Here is a 24,793-nt window from a genome sequence, read left to right on the forward strand (position 1 = left end):
AGTGGAATTCAAATAAGAAAAATGATAAAGCCCCTTTAGAGTTTTATATTGTAAATGTTTTTATTCTCTGCTATAAATTCCGCTTCTTTGGAAATTATAAAAAAAGAGGCTTATTTTTACGGTAGCCTCTCTTTTCAAATAGTTGTGTTGTGGTTTAAAAAGAAACCAGCTTAGTATATAAATTAATTAATTTTAACCAAATGCTCTTCAATAGCAGCTCTTTGAGATTCGTATTGAGCTGGAAGTTTCAAGTTTTGACCTAATTCTTCTAAGCTTTCGTCTACAGTAAATCCAGGATTATCGGTTGCAATTTCAAACAAAACACCTCCTGGTTCTCTGAAATATAGAGAGTGGAAATATTGTCTGTCAATTTGCGGCGTAATCTGCAATCCGTATTCTTCGATTTTTTCTCTGAATTTCATTAAAATTTCATCATTCTGTACACGGAAAGCCACGTGATGAACAGTTCCGTTAGCATTTAAACCGCGTTTTTCTTCTGGCAATTCTACCAAGTCAACAATAGCAGCATTTTCTACAGCATCTGTTGCATAACGGTAACGGTTAACATCCTGATCGATCAATTTATAACCAAAAATATCAGTTAAGATAGCAGCAGTTGGTTTAATGTTGTTCAAAGTCAAAGTAATGTTATGAAAACCTTTTGTAGCCACATCTGCTTTTACTTCGTCAGTTTCCCAAGCTTTTCTGTTATCGTCTGTTTTAGATTCGATTAACTCCAATTTTAGTCCGTCTGGATCTAAGAAAGTCAAATATTTTTCTCCAAACTTTTCAGCTGGTTTATTGTAAATTACATTGTATTGCTCAAAACGTTTTTGCCAGAAATCAAGACTTCCTTTTGGAACAGAATATCCAATTTCAGTCGCCATTCCAGAACCTTTTCTTCCTTGCTGAATTCCGGCTCCCCAAGGGAAGAAGGTTAAAATAGTTCCTGCGCTTCCAACTTCGTCGCCAAAGTAAAAATGGTAGGTTCCTGGATCGTCAAAGTTCACTGTTTTTTTAATAAATCTTAATCCTAAAATTTTTGAATAAAAGTCAAAATTGCGTTTAGCGTCACCTGCAATTGCAGTAATATGGTGTAAGCCTAAAATTTTATTTTCCATGGTATTTTTTATATTAAATTGTTATTGATTTTTCTTTTACAAATTTACGGCGGTTATGCTTCTGCATCGATTAACCTAGATTAAGAAATAAAACAGCATTGTTTTTTGAAAACATCAAAGCAAACCAAATAACATTCCGATTTTGAAAAGACTTTGAAAACAAGGCTTTTGGCAGAAAACCATATTTTAGGCAATACGATATTTCGTAATTTTATGATATAAAAATGATGTATTTAGAAAATGTATACTTGTTTACTAAATGCTATTCCTTATTTTTACGCTATCACCGCCAAAATACCACAATAAATACCCGTTTATGGAAAAGCCTACAGAGAATGCTGTAATCGCTATAAATCGATTGCAGGAAAGAGAAAAAGAACAAATGCTCATTATGTCTATTTGTGCAGCACTTTCTCGGGCTTTAAACAAAAAGGAACTAGAATCTCTTGTAAACGGAATATTAAAAGATAATTTTCAATTTGATGATTTTATTTTGGCTTCTTCTGATGAAAGCAAAGGGGATTATTTCATTTTTCATTCAACAGATAAATATATAGATTCAAAAAGTTACGCTACAAATGATGGCTTTTTTGATGATTGCATTAATTCTCCTGATGTAGTTTCTTTCGACTTATCAAATTCAAAGCATCCAGAATACATTCAGAACATTTATAAAAAAGGCTCTAAAAACGCATTTGGGATTGGACTTCCTTATATAAAAGGAAATCGAAATGTGCTTTTTCTTTTTTTTAAAAATGCTAAAACTTTCAGCAGAGAATCTAATCGTATTTTGAGAGGAATTGTTATGCAGCTTTCTATCACGCTAAGAAACATTATGCTGACACAGCAAAATGAAAGCGTTCTTGCTGAATTGGAAATAATGAAGCAGAATATTTTAGGAAAGAAAGAAAAAAACATTCAGAAAAAGCAAGGTTTTCAGGGAATTATTGGGACTAGTGATGCTATGAAAGACGTTTATGAATTGATTGCTCAAGGCGCATCTTCAAATTCTACGGTTTTAATTTTGGGCGAAACCGGAACAGGGAAAGAACTTGTAGCAAGTGCAATTCATAATTTATCTGAAGTTTCCAACCAAAAAATGATTAAGGTAAATTGCGCTTCAATTCCCGAAAATTTGATCGAAAGCGAATTATTCGGTCATGAGAAAGGTGCTTTTACAGGGGCAACCGAACAAAGAATAGGTAAGTTTGAACAAGCCGAAAACAGTACCATTTTTCTAGACGAAATAGGAGAGTTGCCATTAGAATTGCAAGGTAAACTGCTTCGTGTTCTGCAAGAAAAGGAAATTGAACGGGTTGGCGGAAACAAAAGCATAAAAGTGAATGCTAGAGTTATTGCCGCAACCAATAAAATACTAGAAAAAGAAGTTTATGGTGAGCGCTTTAGAAGTGATTTATATTTTAGATTGAATGTTTATCCTATTAAGCTTCCTGCTTTACGTGACCGTAAAGAAGATATTCCAGTTTTGGGACATTTTTTCTTAGAAAAGCATGCTGCAAAAATGGGAAGAAATCTAAAACGGTTTTCTAAAAAAGTACTCAATAGTATGATGGCCAACCCATGGCCTGGAAATGTGCGTGAGCTAGAAAATATGGTAGAAAGAAGCATCTTGTTTGCCAAAGATGAAAAAATCAAAGAAATGATTTTTCCTGAAATTGTAATGGCTAGCTCAGATACTTTAGTCAATGAATTTTATACCAAACCCCTTCAAGAAGTAGAGAAGGAGCACATTCTAAAAGTGATAAAAAAATGTAACGGACGAATTTCGGGACCGCAAGGCGCAGCTGTTTTACTCGGTTTGCCGTCTACAACATTGACTTCTAGAATGAAGAAGCTAGGAATTAAAAAAGAACATTTTTTGGATTGAAATATGTGTAAAGGTAAAACTTTGTCAAAGTTTGAAACTTTGACAAAGCTCGAGCAGAACATGGAACCAAACCTTTAACCTAATTTTATAAAAATAGATTTTCTCAGTTTAGGTTCAATATTTTTGGTTTTGTGACCTTTTCCTGTGGTATCTTCTACCAATAAAATAGAACCCGTATTGAATATCCTTTTTTCTCCTAATGAAGTTTCGATTTCTACGCCTCCTTCTAGCAAAACAATGTATTGTCGATCTGGAGCATTGTGAAAATCGTAATCGTAAGAAGGACTAACTTCTCTAAAAACGATAGATTTAACAGGTTCATCATTAGATAAAAATCCGATGTCGCCATTGTTTTTCAGCGGAACTTCAAAGTCTTCAAAATGACTTTCTCCATTGGCATCGCTGTAAACACGAGTTATCGTAATCATTATTTTTTATTAAAAATTAATGCATTGGCACAATTTATCTCATCTTGACTGATAGTATGTCCCATATTTGGGTAGATTTTTTTAGTAACATCTGCGCCCATTTTTTCCATCAGCTCTTCGGTTTCATTGACTCTTTCTACAGGAACGTGAAAATCTGGATCGCTTGTTCCGATGAAAACAGGTGTATTTTCAAAGTTTCCTGAATAATGATTTTCATAAACTTGATCACCAATTAATCCGCCCGTAAAAGCTACTATTCCGCCATATTTGGCTGCATTTCTTGTGGTGAATTCTAAAGCAAGACAAGCGCCTTGAGAAAATCCTAAGAAATAAATATTCTCTTTTTCGATTCCGTTTTGCTGTATAGCCACCACAACTTTATGTATGGCTTCCAATGATTTTGAAAATGATGGTTCATTTTCGTTCAAAGGAGCTAGAAAAGAATACGGATACCAAGTTCTATTTTCTGCTTGAGGTGCGACCAACGCAAAGTCATCTACTTTAAGATGTTTTGCAATCGAAAGAATATCATGAGCGCTGGCACCACGTCCGTGAATTAGAATCAGGGCTTTTTTAGCTTCATTTAAAGGAATACCGTCTGTTAAAATATCTGTATTCATAGTATATTTTTATTTTTTAATTATTAGCGCAATTTTGTCATTTCGACGGAGGAGAAATCTTCGCGAGAAGCTCGACAAAGATTGGGTTTTCTGTACGGAGTTACTTGTGAAGATTTCTCCTCCGTCGACAAACTTTGTTTAGAATTAATTATTTCTTCCAGATATCTTCGTATTCGTCTGGATGTCTTTTAAATTGCGCGTGAACGTAAGGACAAAGCGGTAAAACTTTCAGATTATTGGCACGAACATAAGAGACCATTTCTTCTAAAAGTTTCTTAGCGTAACCTTTTCCTTCTGCTTCTGGCTCAACTCCCGTGTGGTAAACAGTCAGCAAATCAGGTTTGATGCTTACAGTCATTTCGCCTAGTTTTTTATCATCTACATAAAGATTAAAAGCGCCATGTTTTTTCTCGTCTAATTCTAGTTTTATTGTTTCCATTTTTTCTGGCTTTAGTTGTTATAATGGCAAAGTTCGCTAAGTAGTACGTTTAGATCTCTTAATGTAGATTAATAAAAAAATCTACGTCAGATAATAAACTTTGCGTTAATACAATTCCGATTGCAATAAGCATTGCGCTCTTTGCGGTTAAAAAAACAGTATTAAATTAATTATATCCCTGCTTAATTCCTAATTTTTTCATTTTGGAATACAAAGTCTGCGGTTGCAGTTTTAAAAGTTCGGCAGCGCCGCCGATACCCGAAACTTTACTATTGCACATTTGGAGCGCATTCATAATATGTTTTTTTTCCATTTCTTCCATCGACTTTATTTTATCTGTACCGATTTCTAAAGAGATGATAGAGCAATGGAAGGTAAATCTGTCTGTCAAATTCTTTGTGAGAACTTTGTCAAAGTTGGCCACATAGCGTAATCCATTTTTTTGTAAATAATATCGATCTGTCTTTCCTTAAATAAAAATCAGAATTAGTTAAAATAAATACAAAATAGTATGTACTTTTGCGAGCAAACTATTTGAACAAGCATTTGAAAAGGTTAATCATCATAGCACTTTCTATTTTACTTATGTCGCCATCTTTTGGCAGCTTGTTTATTTATGCTTCTTTTAAAATCAATCAGAAAGAAATTGCTAAAACGATTTGCGTTCAGCGCAAACAGGCTTTTAACAGTTGTAATGGTCGATGCGAACTTCAAAAAAGCATTAAAAAATATTCTGATAATGAACGAAAAATGCAAGACAGCCTAAAAGATAAATTAGAGCTTGTGTATGTTCAAAATACTGCTGAAATCACTTTTAGCGCAATTCCGGTTATGGAATCAAAAAATAACACTACAATTTTGTTTGAGAAGAAACCAATCGGAGCTTCTAATCTTACTTTTCATCCTCCTCTCTGCACAGTTTAGGGATCAAATTTTTTTAAATTCCAATTTTTAAATTCCAAATTCCAAACTTTTTGAAATTCCAATTTGAGATTTTGAATTTCGAATGTTTTATTTGCTCGCTTTCTGAGATTTAAAATCTTGGTTTAAGTATCTTATTAGGTAATTTATTTTCTGGAACTGATTTTGATCTTCTTTTTGTAATTGAAGAATAGCTTTATGTGCTCTTCATTTGCGTTGCCATTTTCTTGGCTCATTAACTAGCATTTAAGTTTTTTGGTATTCAAAATTTTATAGCTTAATGCTAAATTTTAAACATTTTTTTATAACATTCATCAAATGAAATCTTATAATTTTTGGATAATCGCACTATTATTTGCGGTTACTTCCTGTACAATTGATAAAACAGATTACGAAGCTGAAATAGGTTCTGAAGTTCCTGAAAATATAGAATTTAAAGAAGCGACATCACTTACAAGAGGTAACTATAAAATTAGTATAGAAGCTTTAAATGGCACTTTTTATAAAGGATATAATGAGCTTCATTTTAAAATTATCAATACTCAAAACAGCCAAGAATTAACGACAGCTACAGTAACTTTTTTGCCCATAATAAGTAATGCTGACGGAAGCAAAAGTTCTTGTCCGCACGAGTATAATGTGCTGTATGATTCTGCTAACAAATACTACAACGGTTATTCTGTTTTTACAGGAGAAAGCACTACAACAGCAAGCTGGAAATTGTACATCAGCTTTACAGCTGATAATCAAAAATATGAGATCAATAAAGATGTTACTGTTGAAAAACAAAGCAATAAAAACCTTAATATGACTGCTTTTGCAGGAAATGATGGCGAACAATATGTTATAGCCTTGATTTCGCCTCAAAAACCTACAGTTTCAGAAAACTCATTGGTTGCTGGTGTTTACAAATACAACAAACCAACAACTCCTGCAGGAACATTTCCAGATCCGTCGCAGTTTTCTTATTCTAAAGTTGTGGGATACACTTTAAAATTAGATCCTAGAATGCCAGAACCTTCTATGGGAAATCATTCTTCGCCAAATAATAAGGATTTAACACAAGGAGACGATGGTTTATATCACGGTGTTGTCAATTATACAATGACAGGAAACTGGACATTGAACTTCATTATGATGAACCAAAATGGTTTAATCGTGAAAGGAACCATAGTTCCAACCGATCATACGCCAGGTGTAGAAGGCGTAAAAAGTGAACTTTATATTGATACTTTATTCTAAAAACATGAAATATATTATAATGCTGCTTTTCTTTGGTTTTTCAGTTACAGCTCAAAATCAGCATGCACATCACGATAGCATAAAAAACTTAGAAGAAGTAACGGTAAAAAATGCGACGAAAAAGAAAATAGAAACAGAAATGAAAATGGCTGTTTCTGTTGATGAATTTTTGTCTTCATCAGATAATATCAGTTTCATAAAACGTGGAGCTTACGCTTGGGAGCCTTTATTAAACAATATGAGCACAGAACGTTCGACGGTTACTATTGACGGAATGCATGTTTTTGGCGCTTGCACCGATAAAATGGATCCAATTACGTCTTATGTTGAAAGCAATAATCTGGCGGCAGTAGATATTAAATCGGGTCAGGAGGGAAGCTTGCATGGAGCAACTGTTGCGGGAAGTATTGATTTAAAAAGAAAAAGCACACCATTTGGACTTCATAAGAAATGGAATGGAGGATATCAAACGGGATTTGAGTTTAATAATAAACAGTTTTTCAATTTAGGAAATATTGCTTATTCAGGGACAAAATTTGTGGCTGATGGAAGCATTTCGTACCGAACTGCCGATAATTATAACGACGGAAACAACAACGAAGTAAAGCATTCTCAATACAATAAATTCAATACGTCGTTAGGTTTGGCTTATAAAACGAGCGATTTGTCATCGGTTAGATTAGACGCGATTTTTGATGTGGCAAAAGATGTAGGTTATCCCGCTTTACCAATGGATTTGTGGCTTTCGCGTGCTCTAATTACTTCGGCTTCTTATAAACAATTGTTCGAAGAAGGTTTAGTTAGAGTGGTTGACACTAAAGTATATTTTAATGCAATTGAGCATTATATGGACGATACAACACGACCAGAAAACTTAGTTCACATGGATATGCCGGGTTGGAGTACAACATACGGATTGGTTTCGAAAGCTAATTTGAAAAAGAATGATTACTCTTCTGAAATTCAACTGAATGCTTACGATAATTTGTCTATTGCAGAAATGCGCATGTATCCGCAAGATCGAAGCGAAAGGACGATGTTTGCTTATAGCTGGCCTTGGGTTACGACTCGTTATGCAGGACTTTCTATGAATAATTCTTGGGACATTTCTGAAAAAAGTCAAGTGCATTTGGGAGGCTCTTTGGGCGTGAATTATAATTATTCTAAATATGTAGAATTCAATTGGATTTTTCATCCAGGAGCACCTCAAGAAAAAACGAGATTTCTGCCAAGCCTAAATGCGGCATATAACTTAAATATTAATCAGTTTAATTTTTCTGCCGGAACTGGTTATGGCCATAGAGCGCCTTCTGTTTCTGAAGGTTACGGTTATTATATCTATAATAGTTTTGACCGCTATGATTATATTGGAGATCCGAATCTAAAAAATGAAATTTCGTATGAAGGAAATGCAAGTGCAGGTTTTAAAAACGAAAAATTAAGCATTCAAGGAAAAGTCAACTATTTCTATATTCAGAATTATATTATTGGTAAAATCTTGAGCATGGGAAGTCCGATGAATTATCAATCGGTTGGAGTAAAAGGATATACATCGTTAGATTATGCAACGCTTTTAAATATGTCTGCCAATGTTAGTTACGATATTCTGGAGCATCTGCATTGGAAGGGAACACTTACCTATGCACGCGGAATGGATAATAAAGGAGGAAATTTGCCTTTCATACGTCCGTTAAGTTACTTGACTTCTATTCATTATATGTATAAAAATTTTGGAATCCAGACTTCTGTAAATGGTGATTTTGAACAGATTAATTACAGTCCAGAATACGGAGAAGATCAGACAGCATCTTATGCCATTTGGAATATTTCTGCCAATTATTCTTTTAAGATTAATACGGTGCGAAGTACGATACAAGTTGGTGCAGAGAACATATTAAATGCGTATTACAGTACTTATGCGGATTGGGGAAATATCCCAAGAATGGGACGTAATATTTTCACGTCTTTAAAATTGAATTTCTAAGAAAAAATGAAAAAAGTTTTTAGTATCACAATGACGATTCTGTTCCTGCTGGTTTCTTTCCAGCAGGCACTTATTGTTGTGCACTTTAAACTGAATCAAGTTGCTATAGAAAAAGAGTTTTGCGTTAACAAAGCCAAGCCAGAATTGCAATGTCATGGTAAGTGCCATTTAAAGAAAGAACTTCAAGAATCGGAAAAAAATACCGATTTAGAATTGAGAAGCATTAGCAAAAAGATTGATATTGCTTTAAACACAACTATTGAATTTCAGGTTCCACTATTAAAAACTATAACATCCAAGAAAGTGTCGATCTATAAAGAATCGGATCGATTAGAACCTTGTCTTGAAATTTTTGTACCGCCGCCTATTTTATAATTCTCTTTTCGATTAATAAAATACAATACAAAAATTAAAATCATAAAAATGCAAAATTTAAAAAAATACCTTTTATTATCAGTGGCCGCTTTGGCATTTGTTTCATGTTCAAACGATGACGATGCTCCAGCAGCAAACAATGTAACGTTGGAATTCAACAATACGTTTAAAGATAAAACAATTGTTTTGGGAGATGCAACTTCAACATCTGCGTCTACAAATACTTCAGCCGTAGGACAAGTGCATCATTTTTCTGAAGTAAAATATGTGATTAGTAATATTCGTCTAATAAAAGATGATGGAAGTGAAGTGCCTTACAACGTAAATGATTTAGACAAAGGTGCAACGGTAATAGATCAGGCAAAAGCGGCTTCATTAAGCTATGTTTTGAGCAATGTGCCTTCTGCGTCATACAAGCAGATTAAATTTGGTTTGGGTATTAAAACAGAACAAAATACACTAGACCAAACAAGATTTCCTAAGTTTTATGCAGCAGCTGGAGCCAACGACACGGCAATGATGTGGGAATGGGGTACAGGGTATCGTTTTACAAAAGTGGAAGGCTTTTATGATACAGACAATAAAGCCATGTCTATTCACACAGGAAGTACTGTTGCAGGAGAAGAAGGAGCATATAAGCAAGGTGTAAATGCATATAGAGATATTACGTTAAACCTTACTGCAAACGCAATTGTGGGTAAAAATGCTCCGAAAATTAAAATTAAAGCCGATTTCGACAAATTATTGAGCGGAAAAATCAATACCATTACTTTGTCTACAGGAACAGGAATGGGCGATAATGCGACTCCAAATGTTCATACTGCAGCGCAAATGGTAAAATTTGTAGATAATCTAGGAGGTAACGGAACAAACGACATTACAGGAATGTTTTCTATTACTAGTGTAGAAAACTAAATTATTTTTCAGAGCCGTCTGAAATTAAAAAAAGACGGCTCTATTTTAAAAATCATTAAAATGAAAAAAATAGTTGGCTTTATCCTAATGGTACTCTTTTTCACTTCTTGTAGCAGTAGTGATTCTGATGAAACTTATTTTGATAATCCGGAGCTTTCATTGCCTATTCCGACTGATTTTCCAGAGGTAAACAGTTATGTGAGTTTGAACAAGCCCACAAAATATGGTGCTGAATTGGGCGAAAAGCTTTTCTCAGATAAAAGATTTAGTAAAGACAATACCATTTCTTGCTCAAGCTGTCATATCCAAGCGAATGCTTTTGCAGATCATAATGCGCAAGCTATTGGAATCGAAGGAAGAGTGGGACTTAGAAATGCGCCACCGCTTCAGAATTTGATGTTTTTAAAATTCTTTAATTGGGATGGAAGCAGATTGCAATTAGAGACCCAGCCTTTGGTTCCTATTATAACTCACGAAGAAATGGATTCTTCGATTCTGGAAGTTATTGGAAAAATTAAAGATGATGCTTCGTATAAAGAAATGTTCAAAAAAGCATTTGGAGATCAGGAAATTACACCAGATAGAATTTATAAAAGTATTGCTCAGTTTGAATACACTTTAATTTCTGCTAATAGCAAATACGATAAAGTAAAACGAAAAGAAGGTCAAACGTTTACAGAAAGTGAAGCGGCAGGTTATGCAACATTTCAGCAGAAATGCGCCAGCTGTCATAGCACCGAATTGTTTACAGATCAGAGTTTTAGAAATATTGGATTTCCTTTAAACACAGACACTAACGAGGCAGGACGAGGCAGAGTTACTGGAATTCCGTCTGACTTTATGAGTTTTAGAGTTCCGAGTTTAAGGAATGTTGAATATACAGCACCTTACGGAAGTTTTGGTCAGTTTGCTACCTTACGATCTGTCTTGGATTATTTTGATAGCGGAGTTTTAAGTGCTGAGAATTTAGACCCTATTTTTAAAAATAATGAGAATAGAATTCCGCTTACAGAACAAGAAAAAGAGAATCTTCTTGCATTTATGAAAACTCTGAGCGACAAAGATTTTACAGGAAACTAGCTTGAAAAGTCTTGATTTTACTGGTGTTTTATATTCCTTTTTAAAAAAGAGAAAGATGTTTATAATATGTTGATAAATAATACGTTGCGAACTGTGTTAAAATCTGATTTCGATAGATTAAATGTTTTAAATTTATAACTGAATGATAGTTAATTATTTAAAAATTTTTGAATATGGAAAGAGCTATAAAATTACAGGTTCGCAAAGAACTTGATGGAAAACAGGAAGTAAACATTATTAAACTAAAAGGGAGTTTAATAACCAAAGGCTACACAGAAATTATCCATATTATCGACAAGGACGACGAATTCTATATTAATTCTTTTGCAACCAAAACAGAAGCAAGCAAAGAAGTAAAAGAATTTATTTTGGATTTTATAAACAAAGAAAATTTAAGCAATACAATCAGCGTTCTAGCATAACGCATAGAATCGCAGGATTGTAATGCTTAAATTAAGTAGCCTTTAGTTTAAATTGCATTTGTAAAACTTGTATTTTGATCCAGATAAAGATGCTGATCTTTTAAAATATTATCTGGTTTCTCGTCCCAATCTCCCCAATCTCCTACATAAGTTTTACGAAATATCAATTCATTATTATCACCATCACAAACCAAAGTTCGGTCTGTACAGGTTTTATTGTTTGGACTGAAATTTATTTGTGTATTTTTCATGGCGCAACTATTTAAATTGTTTGTAAATCAGATCATAAAATTAAAAAGATCAGGTAAGATTTAGTTATAAAAAAATATTAAATTATTATCTAATTCCCATGTATGTGACTGAAAAATAACTCTATACAAAAAATGCTAAACAACATGTTTAGCATTTTTTATTTAGTTTCAATCTTCAATTTTCTATCTTTCCTCTTCAATCTTTCTTCTTTACTCTTTACTCTTTCTTCTTTCTTCTTTACTCTTTTTAGAGCATCGTCCTCTAGGTTCATCGCCTTCTTGCAGTATAATTTCAGAATGTAAAAACTGAGCGGCATCAGCAGAACCTTGTACTTTAGTGGCACTGCGTTCGAGCATTTCAGATTCAAATTCGTTTAAGACACATTCTCTCAATCCTCTTTCTTTCCATTGTGATTTAGCGTTACAGCCTTTCGAGATTTTTCTAGCCAATTTTAAAGCATCCAATAAAGCCTGATTGGCACCCTGACCTTTAAATGGACTCATCGGGTGTGCCGCATCGCCAATTAAAGTAATATTCGGATTCTTCTCTAATAATGTTGAACTCAATAATTCTCGATCATAAACAGGATAACCAGAAATTAGATTTTCCTGTGTTGCCTCCAAAATCTGAGGAATAGGAGTATGCCATTGCGTTCTTCGGCAAGCTTCTTCTTTTAAGGCTTGCGGTCCTTTTGCGCTTAGTTCTTTGGCCTCTTCTTCAGGCATCGGGAAACTCAATTGCCACATGACAGAATCTTGAGTATAAGGCATTATATAAATACGTTCATTCCCGTTGGCAGTCTGAAATATTGTTGCGCCATCTAGTAAATCACTCGAAAGTCCTTCGAGCGAACTTAAAGGACAAATTCCTAAGATTACAATACAATCCAAATAACGTAGCGGTGTTGCCTCTTCGCCAATTATTAGCTTTCTCACGGCACTGCGAATACCATCTGCACCGACAACAAGATCGGCCTTTGCAGTTTTTATTTCGCCGTCTGCCTGAAAATGTAGTTCAACACCGTTTTCAGATGCTACAAAATCTATTAATTGATTTCCCCATTGGACATTATTATTTCCCCCAAGTTGTTCTAATAAAGCTAAACGTAGCGATTGTCTTGCGATATGTATGTTGGTGCGTTTTGTAGGCGTTTTAACCGCGGTCTCCAGCCATTTTCTGGTTCCCCATTCGCCTAATATTTTTCCTTCTGTATTGTGTACGATATGCTTTGTAGAAATTACTCCATCTAAAGAAGTAATTCCCAACCCTTTCATGGCTTTACTGGCTTGCTGTAAAGTAAGTCCATAACCTTGAGATCGGGCATCAAAGTCGCTGTCTCTTTCATAAATTGTAAACGGAATTCCGCGATGTAAGCATGCTACCGCTAGAGCAACCCCGCCAATACCTGCACCAATTATGGCAACATGCGGTTTTGTGAGATCGGGTTCAAGATAGTTTTCAGATTCAATTAATCCAGACCCAGAACAATTTGTGCATAAATGCAAATGTGCCTTCGGACGTATCGGAGCATTGTTACTTTGCTTACTCTCATATGCAGCCAATTCCGTTTTATAAAGGCGTTGTGCTTTTTTAGTGAGTCCGCGATTTATTTTACCCTGTCCTTGGCATTCATGGCATATAGTCCACATATTCTGTTGTATCACTTACTTTGAGTATTGAGGCTGCAAAGTTACGTCAACTAAAGCATTTAAACTACTGATTTTCAAAGCTAAACTGTTTTTATTGTTAAGTAATTATTTTGCTGAAAATCAGTAGATTATATTTGTTTGTTTTTTGAAACAGCGATATTTAGCAGATTTTCGAAATACAGTAAATAGGTATGAGATAAATAGAAGCAGTTTTATTTTATAATTTTTAAAAATGATTATATAAGCCAAGCCATTGTATTTGAGCTAATTTTAATAATCATTTAAAAACTAGGAATTATGGAAAAGAATAATCAAACCCAGAAAAACCCGAATCCTAAACAACAGGGTGGAGGAGATCATCGAAACGATACGAGAAAACATCAATATAAAGATCATGATGAAGTTTTGACAAATGATGAAAACTATGATGTTGACACGAAAAAGTTTAAAGGCAAAGAACCTGAACTTGATGATAAATTGAATAACGAAGAAAAAAAATAATACAGAAGCGTCTCAATGTTTATTTGAGGCGTTTTTTTATTTTTTTTCGTTTAGAAAACACTTTTTTTTAATAGATAAAAGTAAAGAAGCAAAAGTATGGTTGGATTTTTATAGATTTGTAAAATTCTAATACAGTTTTTCAAACAATAATTGAGAAATAATATATAATAAGGCATGAAATCGGTTACTTCATTTTTTTTACTTTTAATGTTTATCTGTTCAAGTTCATATTCACAATTGAGTTCAGACAAAATATTTGAAAGTTTTAAGCAAGGTGAACGTACAAATTGTTCATCGATAGCATTTATTAAAGCTTCTTTAAATGTGTACGGATTGGATAATCTATTTGAAAGCGAAAAACTACACAATAACTCTTATAGGATTACGCTAAAAAACAATGCAACCTTTAATTTGGACAGCAGCGAAGTTACTAAAGCTAGAAAATCTGCAGGTTTTGTTTATATTAAAGATAATTGCGACAGCGAAAAAATACGTGATTATGCTGTTTTGACGTATGCTGTTATGGCAAAATACATGCAGATTATCGATAAAGAACCCACTTTTGAGAAAGCCTTAGAAGAATTAGAAGAAGGCACTGTATACACTCCAACAATCTATAAATATTTGGGATTTAGATTAGGTAAACAAATTCAGAAGTTAAAAAGACAATCAGGAAGCGAATATTGCGGAGTTGTGGCTTGGTCGAAAGCCCATGCTGTTTTTGTTTGCGAAGATTTTATGGATTACTACGGAAACAAAAAAAGTATTTGGATCAAATATCCAGGACGTTTTAGAATCATTAAATCTTAAAAAAGAACGATTGGAATATCGCAATTTGTAGGCGTTTTATTTCTATTTTGCTAATTACATTAAAAGATTATTATAATTTTAGCAAAAAGGGATTGTAAAAATTGGATTTTAAGTTAAATTATATATTTTTGTTTTTATTCAAGAACCAAATCTATTAAGAAAATGAAGAGTAAAATTATTTTATTATGTGCACTTTTCTTCTTGACGACTGCCGCTGTTTCTGCACAGGCAAAAAACGCACCAAGAAGTATCATTAGTACAACAGCTTTAATCCGTAAATACCACGATCAAAAAGAACTAAGCGGTATGCAAAAAGGTGAGCTTTTAGAATTGTACATTGAACGTATTAAAGTTTTAGTAAAAACACTTCCTTACATTGCTTTGGTTACTAAGCCAGGTGTTACAATGGCAGATTTAGGTATTCCTGACACGGCAGATAATAAAAAAATATTAGATGGTCAGGCAGTAGGTACAACTAGTTTCTTAGATACTACAGTAGAATTTCAGAGAAAAATGATGCCTTACTCAGATAAAGGAAATCTGATTGCAGCAATTTTATTTTATGAAACTACATTAAAATCTCTACACGAATTCAACGAGCTATAATAAGTTAGAAATACAAAAAATATCAACTCCAAGGTCTTATGATCTTGGAGTTTTTTTTTGGTTTAAACTTTCCAAAAATTGGAATTTAAAATAGTTAAAATGTTTTTTTGTTTTTAAGATTTTAGTACAATTCTTATAAAACCGTAAAAATATATGTTTTTTATAACTTATTTGTTTTTAGTTATTTAAGGCTTTTTGTTTAAAAAGGTTAACATTTTTTTTTCAAAAAGTTTAATTAAAATTTGGGTAATAATATTTTTAACTTACTTTTGTTCTATCAAATTAGTAGAGTTTAAAATATAAGTTAAAAGCCAGAGATTAGAGCCACGATATTTCATCCAAAATAAGCAAAAGCATTCGGCAGTTTTCGTCCTTATGCATCCTACGGTTAAAATTCCTCTTTTTTAATTCATTATAAATTTTAAGAAGTACAACAATCCCCAATAGGGATTAAAATTTTATAGGCCAATTTAAAATAATAGTAATCCAAAAAAAAGTAAAAATGAAAAAACGAATGTGCTGCAGATAAAAAGAAAAAACCATTTCTGTTGCAGCAGAAATGGTAGAAGCTTAAAAGAAATTGTCATCTCTAAAAGGCAAAGCTAGAATAGCACAAAGCTTTCTAAGCTAGCCTTATTTATTAAACTAAAACAAAGTAATGAAAATAAAATTAAAAAGATATGCTTGGCTATGTATTTTGTTGATTTCCATAGGAGTTAAAGCTCAAGAGACAAAGCCACTAATTCAGTCTAAACTGGAAGGAACAGTTGTCGATGCAGTTACAAAAGAGCCTATTATTGGGGCTTCGGTAACGATTCAAGGAACTACACATGGTGTTATCACAGATACAGATGGAAAATTTTATTTCCAAACAGGACAAAAATTCCCTTATGTGCTTTTAGTTAGTTATTTAGGATATAAAAAACAAGAAGTTGTAGTAAACAAAAACGATATTACGATCAATCTTACCGAAGAACAAAATGCTTTATCTGAAGTTGTGGTTACAGCACTTGGAATTTCAAAAGAAAAGAAATCTCTAGGATACACAACTCAGGCAGTAAAGGGAAAAGAATTGGCGACTACCAAGGAAACCAACTTCTTGAATGCTCTTTCTGGTAAAGTAGCGGGTGTGCGTATTACCAATTCGCAAGGAGATATGGGGTCTTCTCGTATTATTATTCGTGGAGAAACCTCTATTGCTGGAAACAACCAACCGCTTTTTGTGGTAGATGGTGTTCCGGTAGATAATTCACAGTTGAATTTTGGAGGAGCTACTCGTGATTTCAGAAACGCAATTGCCGATTTGAATCCGCAGGATATTGAAACTTTAACTGTTTTAAAAGGGCCAAATGCTGCTGCTCTTTACGGATCGCGTGCTGCTCATGGTGTTGTACTTATTACTACAAAATCAGGAAAAGGACAAAAAGGAGGATTTGGCGTTACTTTTAATACAGGTCTAACTGTTTCTCAAGTGGCTACTTTGCCTTCTTTCCAGAACACTTTTGGACAAGGTTCTAATGGAAGATTCAGCTACGTAGACGGAAAAGGTGGAGGAATTAATGATGGTGTTGATGAAAGCTGGGGACCAAGAATGGACGGACGCCTTATCCCGCAATTTTATTCTAAAGGAGAAGCTGTTCCTTTTGTTGCACATCCAAATAATGTGAAAGATTTCTTCAATACAGGACTTACTTATGATAATAGTGTTTCTATAGCAAAAGCTAACGAAAAATCTGATTTCCGTTTAGGTGTAAACAATCAAAAACAGCTTGGAACTGTACCGAACAGTGAAATAAACAAAACAAATTTTTCTATTAATACCAATTACCAGATTTCTGAAAGTGTAAAAGTTGGGGTTAATGCTAATTATATCGCTACAAATGCTCCTCAATTGCCAGGTGGTCCATCTGGTGGGCGTGCTGCTGGAGTAATGCTTCAGTTTCTTTGGTTCGGACGTCAGGTTGACATTAATGAATTGGAAAAAGATAGGAATACCAACTGGAATAACAGCTATTACAGCAACCCATATTGGAATGCCTATTACAATACAACAAGCCAACAGCGTAATCGTTTAATTGGGGATATCCATTTGGACGCGAAATTGGCAGAAGGATTAAACTTCAGATTCCGTACAGGGGTTGATTATTATAACGATAGAAGAAAATATACTATTAAATATGGTACAAATGGAACTCCTTTCGGATCGTACGCAGAAGATGCTTACACGGTAAATGAGCAAAATACCGAGGGTATATTTCAATATACAAAACAGCTTAATGACGATTTCAGTTTAGATGCACTTGCAGGTTTCAATATCCGTAACCATAGCGATGCCAATAACTATCAGAAAGCACCTCGTTTAGCAGTTCCAGATTTATATACTTTAACAAACTCTAGAGATCCGTTAACATCATCAAATTCATTATCTAGATTAAGAGTTTATAGTGCTTATGCTTCTGCGCAAGTAGGATTTAGAAATTATGCTTTCTTGAACGTTACGGCTCGTAATGACTGGTCTTCTACATTACCAAGCAGCAACCGTTCTTATTTTTACCCATCTATTAACGGTAGTGTGGTTTTAACAGATGCATTAAATATTAAGAGCAGTACATTAGATTTCTTAAAGCTTCGTGGAGGATGGTCTGAAGTAGGTAACGATGCAGATCCGTACCAATTGGCTACAGTTTATAATTTCCAAACAGCATTTGACGGAAATCCTATTCAAACTTCTTCTCAAAGAAAACTGAATGAAAATTTGAAGCCAGAAACGACACGTTCTACTGAAGTAGGTGGTGAAGCTTCTTTCTGGAAAAACAGACTTCATTTTGATATTGCTTATTACAATACCAATAGTTTCGACCAGATTTTAGAAATCAAAACTACAGCAGCAAGCGGTTATACTTCGCAGTTAATCAATGCAGGTAAAATTAATAACCAAGGTATTGAAATACAGTTAGACGGAAATCCTGTTCAAACAGAAAACTTTAAGTGGAATGTTGCTGTAAATTATTCTAAAAATAAAAGTAAAGTAGAAATTCTAGATTACGCAGGAGATATTAAAAACTATACAATTGGTTCTTCTGGAGGTGTAGATGTATTGGCATCTGTAGGACAAGCGTATGGAGCGCTTTACGGAACAGCTTACGAGCGTGATGCAAGCGGAAATATCGTAGTAGGTGCAAATGGTCTTCCAAAAGCAGATCCGACGAAAAAGGTGTTAGGACATTATACTCCAGATTATTTAGCGGGTCTAACCAATACTTTGACTTACAAAAATCTTGAGCTTTCGTTCCTTGTTGATGCTAGTGTTGGTGGAGAACTTTTCTCAGGAACAAACAGAACAGGTAACTATACAGGGGTTTTAGCACAGACTCTTCCAGGTCGTGGTGCTGAAAATGGAGGGTTAAGCTACTATTATCCAGGAAATAATACAGCTAATCCGAAAACTTTGGTAACAGGTGGAGCAGCTCCAGGTGGTGCAACAATTTATGATGACGGAATGATTTTCGGAGGTGTGTTTGCAGACGGAACTCCTAATAATAAAGTGATTAGCGCGCAAGAATATTATAAAGCATCATACAATATTAGCGAAGCTTACATCTATAGTTCAACTTTCGTAAAAATGAGAGAGATAAAACTTACTTATAATTTTAATAAAAAGCTGATTAAAAAACTTGGATTAGAAGGAGCGAGCGTTACTGCTGCTGGCCGTAACTTATTCTTTATCTATAAAGATGCTCCAAATATTGATCCTGAAACGGCTTTCAATACTGGAAATGCGCAAGGATTGGAAAGTTTAGCTTTACCAACAACTAGAAATTTCAGTTTAAACCTTAACGTTAAATTTTAAAAACTCGGAATCATGCTAAAAAAACTATCATATACAATACTGTTTGCATTGACACTGAGCTCTTGCAGTGATACTTTGGACGATATTAACAAAAATCCAAATGCAACTGAAACCCCGCTTGCGCCGTATCTTTTAACAGGTACTTTAAAACAAAGTGCAGATTTGTACTGGGGAGATGCCAATAACTTTAACTCTACTTTGCTGTTTGTGCAGCATTGGGCTAAAATTCAATATACAGAACCAGATCGTTACGATGTTTCTAATGCTTCTTTCACGTCATTGTGGGATAAGGGATATTCGACTCTAATTACAGATTTGAATACTATTATAAAATTTCCAGATGCTCAGGCAAACTCTAACTATAAAGGTATCGCTTTAACGTTACGTTCATGGACATTTTTATTGCTTACAGATGCTTACGGAAGCATTCCATACAAAGAAGCGGGTCAAAATGTAACGCCTGCTTATAACACACAAAAAGAAGTATACACAGGATTGCTTGAAGATTTAAAACAGGCTCAATCTTTGTTAAATCCAGCAAATGGTTCTGTTACGGGTGATTTGGCTTACAAAGGCGATATCTTGAAATGGAAAAAACTGGTAAACTCACTTCGTTTGCGTATTGCCCTGAGAATTTCAGACAAAGAACCAGGCTTGGCAAAACAAGCAGCTATAGACGCTACAAGCGATGCAGGAGGATTAATTAGCAGTAATGCCGAAACCTTCCAATTTGTTTATACAAGTTCGCCACAGCAAAATCCAGCCTCGGCTTGGTTTGAAACTAGAGATGATTTCCGTATTTCAAAAACTATGGTTGATCAATTATATGCATTGTCGGATCCTCGTTTGCCTGTTTTTGCACAATTGCCTTCAGATGCAAGTGTAGGGAAGTATGTAGGAGGTGCGAACGGATTATCAAATAGTGATGCCAATAGCCAAGGTTTTGCTAAAACATCAAAACCTGGAACTTATTTCTTAACATCGGCTTCTCCAGCGGTCATTGCTTCTTATTCAGAAACATTGTTTAATCTTGCAGAAGCAGCAGCCCGCGGATATATTTCGGGAGATGCAGAACAGTATTATAAAAATGCCATTACAGCATCTTTGAATCAGTTTGGAATTACTAATTCGACTACTATTTCTACTTATTTAGATCAAGCAACTGTAAAGTATGATGCGTCAAATTATGCTAAATCTATTGGTACGCAAAAATGGATTGCTTTTTTCGGACAAGGGTTAGATGCTTTTACAGAGTGGAGAAGATTGGATTATCCAGTTCTTACAGCTGGGCCTGCTACTGTTTTGGACGGAAAAATTCCTTCGCGTCTTTTCTATCCTGGTACAGAACAGTCATTAAACGGTGCTAGTTATCAAGCAGCGGTAGCTGAACAAGGAAAAGATTTATTGACAACCAAATTATGGTTTGATGTGAAATAAAAATATGTTGTTTTGTTGAGTCAAAAAGCCCTGTATCTTAGTTGATGCAGGGCTTTTGCTTTGGTATTTTCTATATTTCAATTTAAAAGAAGTAAAAAAGTTATAGAATCGAGTAACAAAACTCTCACCGATTTTACTAATAAGAAGAATGGCAAAAATGGTATGTTTTTTTGTTGTAATTTAGAAATAAATTAACTGATTTATAGATTCTAAAGTAGCAATAAAGTAGAATATAAATGAGTTAGAGTTTATGAGACTTGCCACAATTTTCTATAATAAAAACAAGTATCAGAAAAAATAAAGCAATTTAAAAAGTTAAGCAGTATGCAGACTATATTAGGAGCCAACGGACAGATTGGAGAAGAATTGGCTAGAGAATTGAAAAGAAATTATACCTCAGATATACGAATTGTAAGCCGTAAAGCACAAAAAGTAAATGATACAGATGCCGTTTTTTCGGCAGATTTAACCATTAAAGAAAAAGCAATAGAAGCGGTGAAAGGCAGTGAAATAGCCTATTTTACATTAGGACTTCCGATGGATTCTGATTTATGGGAAAAACAATTTGTGCTTATTTTAAGAAATGTTATTGAAGCCTGTAAAATCAATAAAACGAAATTGGTCTTTTTTGATAATACCTATATGTATCCGCAAGACAGCAGAGTGCTTACCGAAGAAACTCCATTTGAACCTGTTGGAAAAAAGGGAGAAATTAGGAAAGAAATGGCGGAAATGGTGCTAAACGAAATAAAAGCTGGACAATTGGAAGCCGTAATTTGTCGTGCGCCTGAATTTTATGGGCCTGCCAAAACGCAGAGTATTACCAACACTTTAATTTTTAATGCTATTAAAGAAAATAAAAAGCTAAAAGTGCCTTTAAAAGACTCTAAAAAAAGAAGTCTAATTTGGACACCTGATGCAAGTCGTGCCACAGCTTTAATAGGAAATACACCAAATGCTTTTGGACAGACATGGCATTTGCCAGTAGATGAAAGTCATCTTAATTACAAAGAATTCATTGCCTTAGCTTCAGAAATATATGGGAGAAAACTAAAATATAAAGTTATTCCAAAGTTTGTTTTTACCATTGGAGCCTTTTTCAATAAACAAGCAAAAGAACTGCAAGAATTGCTTCCAAGATATGAGCATGCCAATGTTTTTGATGATTCAAAATTTAGAAAGCGTTTTCCAGATTTTCCTGTAACAAGCTATAGAAACGGAATTGAAGAAATAAAAAAGGAGCAGCATTCTTAATTGCAATGATGGTTTGAAAGAAAATTAAAATGCTAAATCTAAAAGATCTAGCATTTTAATATATTTTTTAAGGTTGAAATATATAATTTCTATAGCGATTCATACCAGTTCAAAATATAATCGGCAATATTTTCCCAGCCAGCTAAAGCTGTAGGCAATTGATTTAATGCGCCGGCGGAGCAGAATATCTATAACAGGTTCAATTTCATCGCTACAGAAAGCTCCAGAGAAGCGACATAAAAATGGTTTTAGACAAGGAGATCGCATTACACTGATTTTCTGTAAATTAAAATAGCACTTATAAAATAAAATCTTTATCTTTAACTAGTTGGTATATCGGTTTATATGTGTTTTTTGCTGTTATACTTTTTTCGCTGTTTAAGTTAAGGACCCCAAATTTTCATAAACAGTATATGCTAAATACATTCAAACAATTTCAGAATTTATCTGAATAATAAGTTTTTATCTCATTTCTATTTTATCCTGCCGTTTTTAATTAAACAGCAAAGAAGTCGCTAGTTAAAAGTAATTTCAATTCATAAGAATATTATATAGATGTACGTAAGACTAAATTTTCTAAAACCTTTTATTTTGTTTTGCTTTTTGTTGTGTCTGGAAACAAAAGCGCAGACGACTTCTCTAGAAGAATGTTTTTCTATAGCACAGCAAAATAATATTACCATCAAACAGGCAAAATCTGCATTAAAGACAGGCGAGTACAATCTTCAAGCAGAAAAAAAAGGTTATTTGCCTAAAGTAGATCTTTTATCGAGTTATTCTTATTTGAGCAGTCCGCTTACGATAAACTTGCAGACCGTTAAAGACGGAATCGTTGAAGGTTCGTCACAGCAAAGCGTGAATACGGCAAACGAAATTTATCATGAAATTACAGGAAACAATTTATCACAAGCAGCGCAGGATCGTATTTATAATACTTCAAAAACGGTTATTGGCGGCATTTATCCAGACTATAATCCTAGTTTAAGTAAACAGTCTTATTTTGTTGCAGGAGTGGGCGTTCGTCAGCCTATTTTTCTTGGAAACAAAATAAACTCCAGTATAGATTTGGCTCAATCAGTGGCAAATTCGGCAGGAATTGGTGTTGAGATTGCAGGTAAAGAAGTTAATTTTTTAATTGCAGTGCAATATCTTAGAATATTGTACCTCAATTCTTTAATTAAGAAACAAGAACAAATCGTAAACGCTTTAGATAAAAATAAAAATTACGCCGAAGAACTGGTCAAAAATAAAATACTACCGCCATACCAAAAAAACTGGACCAATGTGGTTTTAATTCAGGCGCAGACTCAGTATAACAATATTAAGATGGAAAAACAAAATGCCCATCTTGAATTGAATAAACTAATGGGAGTTGATCTTGACGCTGCAATAGTGATTTCTGACACTTTAAAATATGCCGAAATTAATCTAGAGAAACCTATGAATGATTATTGGCTTTCAAATCCAGTTTACAGAATTGCAAACAACAAAATCTCTTATGCAGAAACTGCTGAAAAAATCAGTAAATCCATGGCTTTGCCTAACGTTTTTGCCATTGGAAATTACAATTTATATCAGAAAGACTTGCCCGTTTCTATTCCCGATTGGTTTGTAGGACTGGAATTGCAATGGACTTTATATAACGGACAGACCAATAAAAAGACTTTAGCCGCAAAACAATTGATAGAAGAAGCCAAGTTAGGAGAGGAGAATTCTAGTTTAATGCTTCAGGTGCAGTCTAGAGTGGCAAAGAACAAAATGATTTCATTGCAAAACGATGTTATGGCTATGGATGCAGCGAGAAAGGAAGCCAATACGACAAGCAGTTTAATTACCAAGAGAATGAACAATCAGCTGTCGTCGCCAAAAGATGTGAATGATGCTTTATTGATAGAAACTGAAATAGAAAAAGGGTATTATACTGCTGTTTTAGGATACTATCTAGCATTAGCGGAATATTTTAATAGTTTAGGAAATCCAAGTCAAATAACGCAATTTATTAAATAGATGAAAGAGATATTTAAAAACTACTGGGCGCTGATTATTCCAATCTTTGTAGTACTAGCAGGATTGATTTTTTTCTTAAAAGACAATAAAGAAGATGATAATTTTATAGGAATCGTCGATGCGACAAGTGTTGATGTAGCGGCAGAATTTCCAGGCAGATTGGATTCGTTGCTTGTAAAACAGGGCGATACTGTAAAAACCGGACAATTGCTAGCTGTACTTCGATCTAATGAAATAAATGCTATAAAAGCACAGGCATTGTCGGCAATTGACGCGGCAAAAGGTCAGCAAGAACTGCTTACACAAGGGGCAAGACCAGAATTGATCGAAGCGACTTCTAAACTGTATCAAATCAGTCAGGAACAATATAAATTGTTTAGCACGACTTATGACCGAATGGAACGATTGTATAATGAAGATGTGATATCGGGACAGGAAAAGGATGTTTTCTATTTTAAATTTCAAGCCGCAAAAAAGGAAATGGAAACGACTCAGTTAAATCTTCAGATGCTGAAGAATGGCACAAGGCCCGAATTGCTAAAAACGGCTAATGCCATCGTAAAACAAGCAGAACAAGCTTATGAATTGACCAAAGCACTTGGAGATAATACGAGAGTTTATGCCCCAGCAGATGGAGTAATTTCAAACTTGGTTACGCATCAGGGCGAAATTATTTCTATAGGGTATCCGATTATGACCATTGAGAAGAAAAATTCTACCATAATTAAATTTAATATTCGACAGGATAAATCCAATTTGCTTAAAGTGGGAAGCAAGACAGCGGTTAAAGTTCCGGGTTGTGAGCCTGAAACATTTGATGCCGTTGTGCATTCTATTGCTCCAACATTAGAATTTGCCAATTGGGTTCCGTCAAAAGATAAAGGAGAATTTGAATTGAGAACTTTTACAATAGAAGTGAAGCCAGAGAACCTTGCTCAAATAAAAGGGCTTCGTTCTGGTATGACTGCTTCTTTAATTCTTCCGCAATGATT

At 34.2% G+C, this 24,793-nt stretch carries 23 protein-coding genes; 16 read left to right on the plus strand and 7 right to left on the minus strand.

The window, feature by feature from the left end:
• Positions 1 to 182: 182 nt before the first annotated feature.
• Complete coding sequence (locus tag M0M44_RS16260) at positions 183 to 1,121, minus strand: ring-cleaving dioxygenase (RefSeq protein WP_248726612.1); 939 nt, start codon at positions 1,119 to 1,121, stop codon at positions 183 to 185.
• A 316-nt stretch (positions 1,122 to 1,437) separates the two neighbouring features.
• Here M0M44_RS16260 and M0M44_RS16265 point away from each other — a divergent pair, with 316 nt between their 5' ends.
• Positions 1,438 to 3,009 carry a sigma-54 interaction domain-containing protein gene (locus M0M44_RS16265; RefSeq protein WP_248726613.1) on the plus strand — a complete coding sequence of 524 codons (1,572 nt, stop codon included), beginning with the start codon at positions 1,438 to 1,440 and terminating at the stop codon, positions 3,007 to 3,009.
• A gap of 74 nt (positions 3,010 to 3,083) precedes the next feature.
• On the opposite strand, the gene M0M44_RS16270 is transcribed toward M0M44_RS16265, so the two are convergent.
• From M0M44_RS16270 to M0M44_RS16285, 4 genes are all read right to left on the minus strand, one after another.
• The gene (locus M0M44_RS16270; RefSeq protein ID WP_248726614.1) at positions 3,084 to 3,437 is read right to left on the minus strand and encodes a cupin domain-containing protein; all 354 of its coding nucleotides are present in this window, start codon (positions 3,435 to 3,437) and stop codon (positions 3,084 to 3,086) included.
• Positions 3,437 to 4,057: an alpha/beta hydrolase gene (locus M0M44_RS16275; RefSeq protein ID WP_248726615.1), complete on the minus strand. Its 621-nt coding sequence runs from the start codon at positions 4,055 to 4,057 to the stop codon at positions 3,437 to 3,439. The genes M0M44_RS16270 and M0M44_RS16275 overlap by 1 nt, the downstream gene beginning before the upstream one ends.
• Before the next feature lie 148 nt (positions 4,058 to 4,205).
• On the minus strand, positions 4,206 to 4,496 hold the full coding sequence (locus M0M44_RS16280; protein ID WP_095929144.1) for a GNAT family N-acetyltransferase: 291 nt from the start codon (positions 4,494 to 4,496) through the stop codon (positions 4,206 to 4,208).
• Between the two features lie 166 nt (positions 4,497 to 4,662).
• Entirely contained in the window at positions 4,663 to 4,818 is a 156-nt protein-coding gene (locus tag M0M44_RS16285) for a helix-turn-helix domain-containing protein (protein ID WP_248726616.1), read from the minus strand.
• 197 nt (positions 4,819 to 5,015) lie between these two features.
• Here M0M44_RS16285 and M0M44_RS16290 point away from each other — a divergent pair, with 197 nt between their 5' ends.
• The 7 genes from M0M44_RS16290 to M0M44_RS16320 all read left to right on the plus strand — a co-directional run bounded on the left by M0M44_RS16290 (position 5,016) and on the right by M0M44_RS16320 (position 11,435).
• Entirely contained in the window at positions 5,016 to 5,420 is a 405-nt protein-coding gene (locus tag M0M44_RS16290; RefSeq protein ID WP_248726617.1) for a hypothetical protein, read from the plus strand.
• A 315-nt stretch (positions 5,421 to 5,735) separates the two neighbouring features.
• Positions 5,736 to 6,659: a FixH family protein gene (locus M0M44_RS16295; RefSeq protein ID WP_248726618.1), complete on the plus strand. Its 924-nt coding sequence runs from the start codon at positions 5,736 to 5,738 to the stop codon at positions 6,657 to 6,659.
• 4 nt (positions 6,660 to 6,663) lie between these two features.
• Entirely contained in the window at positions 6,664 to 8,643 is a 1,980-nt protein-coding gene (locus M0M44_RS16300; protein WP_248726619.1) for a TonB-dependent receptor plug domain-containing protein, read from the plus strand.
• A gap of 6 nt (positions 8,644 to 8,649) precedes the next feature.
• Complete coding sequence (locus M0M44_RS16305; RefSeq protein ID WP_248726620.1) at positions 8,650 to 9,018, plus strand: hypothetical protein; 369 nt, start codon at positions 8,650 to 8,652, stop codon at positions 9,016 to 9,018.
• A gap of 48 nt (positions 9,019 to 9,066) precedes the next feature.
• Positions 9,067 to 9,933, plus strand: a complete 867-nt coding sequence (locus M0M44_RS16310) for an MbnP family protein (RefSeq protein ID WP_248726621.1) — start codon at positions 9,067 to 9,069, stop codon at positions 9,931 to 9,933.
• Positions 9,934 to 10,020: 87 nt separating this feature from the next.
• A complete protein-coding gene (locus tag M0M44_RS16315) occupies positions 10,021 to 11,013 on the plus strand; it encodes a cytochrome-c peroxidase (RefSeq protein WP_420842785.1) in 993 nt (330 codons plus the stop codon).
• 173 nt (positions 11,014 to 11,186) lie between these two features.
• Complete coding sequence (locus M0M44_RS16320; protein WP_248726623.1) at positions 11,187 to 11,435, plus strand: hypothetical protein; 249 nt, start codon at positions 11,187 to 11,189, stop codon at positions 11,433 to 11,435.
• 47 nt (positions 11,436 to 11,482) lie between these two features.
• On the opposite strand, the gene M0M44_RS16325 is transcribed toward M0M44_RS16320, so the two are convergent.
• Both M0M44_RS16325 and M0M44_RS16330 read right to left on the minus strand, forming a co-directional pair.
• A complete protein-coding gene (locus M0M44_RS16325) occupies positions 11,483 to 11,686 on the minus strand; it encodes a hypothetical protein (RefSeq protein WP_248726624.1) in 204 nt (67 codons plus the stop codon).
• Positions 11,687 to 11,896: 210 nt separating this feature from the next.
• Positions 11,897 to 13,336 carry an FAD-dependent oxidoreductase gene (locus tag M0M44_RS16330; RefSeq protein WP_248730010.1) on the minus strand — a complete coding sequence of 480 codons (1,440 nt, stop codon included), beginning with the start codon at positions 13,334 to 13,336 and terminating at the stop codon, positions 11,897 to 11,899.
• 297 nt (positions 13,337 to 13,633) lie between these two features.
• On the opposite strand from M0M44_RS16330, the gene M0M44_RS16335 reads away from it, so the two are divergent.
• The 8 genes from M0M44_RS16335 (at position 13,634) to M0M44_RS16370 (ending at position 24,791) form a co-directional block, all read left to right on the plus strand.
• Positions 13,634 to 13,837: a hypothetical protein gene (locus tag M0M44_RS16335; protein ID WP_248726625.1), complete on the plus strand. Its 204-nt coding sequence runs from the start codon at positions 13,634 to 13,636 to the stop codon at positions 13,835 to 13,837.
• A 174-nt stretch (positions 13,838 to 14,011) separates the two neighbouring features.
• Positions 14,012 to 14,647 carry a hypothetical protein gene (locus M0M44_RS16340; protein WP_248726626.1) on the plus strand — a complete coding sequence of 212 codons (636 nt, stop codon included), beginning with the start codon at positions 14,012 to 14,014 and terminating at the stop codon, positions 14,645 to 14,647.
• A gap of 162 nt (positions 14,648 to 14,809) precedes the next feature.
• Positions 14,810 to 15,253: a hypothetical protein gene (locus M0M44_RS16345; protein ID WP_248726627.1), complete on the plus strand. Its 444-nt coding sequence runs from the start codon at positions 14,810 to 14,812 to the stop codon at positions 15,251 to 15,253.
• Positions 15,254 to 15,911: 658 nt separating this feature from the next.
• Entirely contained in the window at positions 15,912 to 19,103 is a 3,192-nt protein-coding gene (locus tag M0M44_RS16350; protein ID WP_248726628.1) for a SusC/RagA family TonB-linked outer membrane protein, read from the plus strand.
• Between the two features lie 12 nt (positions 19,104 to 19,115).
• Positions 19,116 to 20,540: a SusD/RagB family nutrient-binding outer membrane lipoprotein gene (locus tag M0M44_RS16355; protein ID WP_248726629.1), complete on the plus strand. Its 1,425-nt coding sequence runs from the start codon at positions 19,116 to 19,118 to the stop codon at positions 20,538 to 20,540.
• 324 nt (positions 20,541 to 20,864) lie between these two features.
• Positions 20,865 to 21,794 carry an NAD-dependent epimerase/dehydratase family protein gene (locus M0M44_RS16360; protein WP_248726630.1) on the plus strand — a complete coding sequence of 310 codons (930 nt, stop codon included), beginning with the start codon at positions 20,865 to 20,867 and terminating at the stop codon, positions 21,792 to 21,794.
• Positions 21,795 to 22,349: 555 nt separating this feature from the next.
• Entirely contained in the window at positions 22,350 to 23,801 is a 1,452-nt protein-coding gene (locus M0M44_RS16365) for a TolC family protein (protein ID WP_248726631.1), read from the plus strand.
• Positions 23,802 to 24,791 (plus strand): HlyD family secretion protein, encoded by a 990-nt coding sequence (locus M0M44_RS16370; RefSeq protein WP_248726632.1) that lies wholly within the window; start codon positions 23,802 to 23,804, stop codon positions 24,789 to 24,791.
• Positions 24,792 to 24,793 lie beyond the last annotated feature (2 nt).

The sequence above is a fragment of the Flavobacterium humidisoli genome (genome assembly GCF_023272795.1).
Taxonomy (GTDB): Bacteria; Bacteroidota; Bacteroidia; order Flavobacteriales; family Flavobacteriaceae; genus Flavobacterium; species Flavobacterium humidisoli.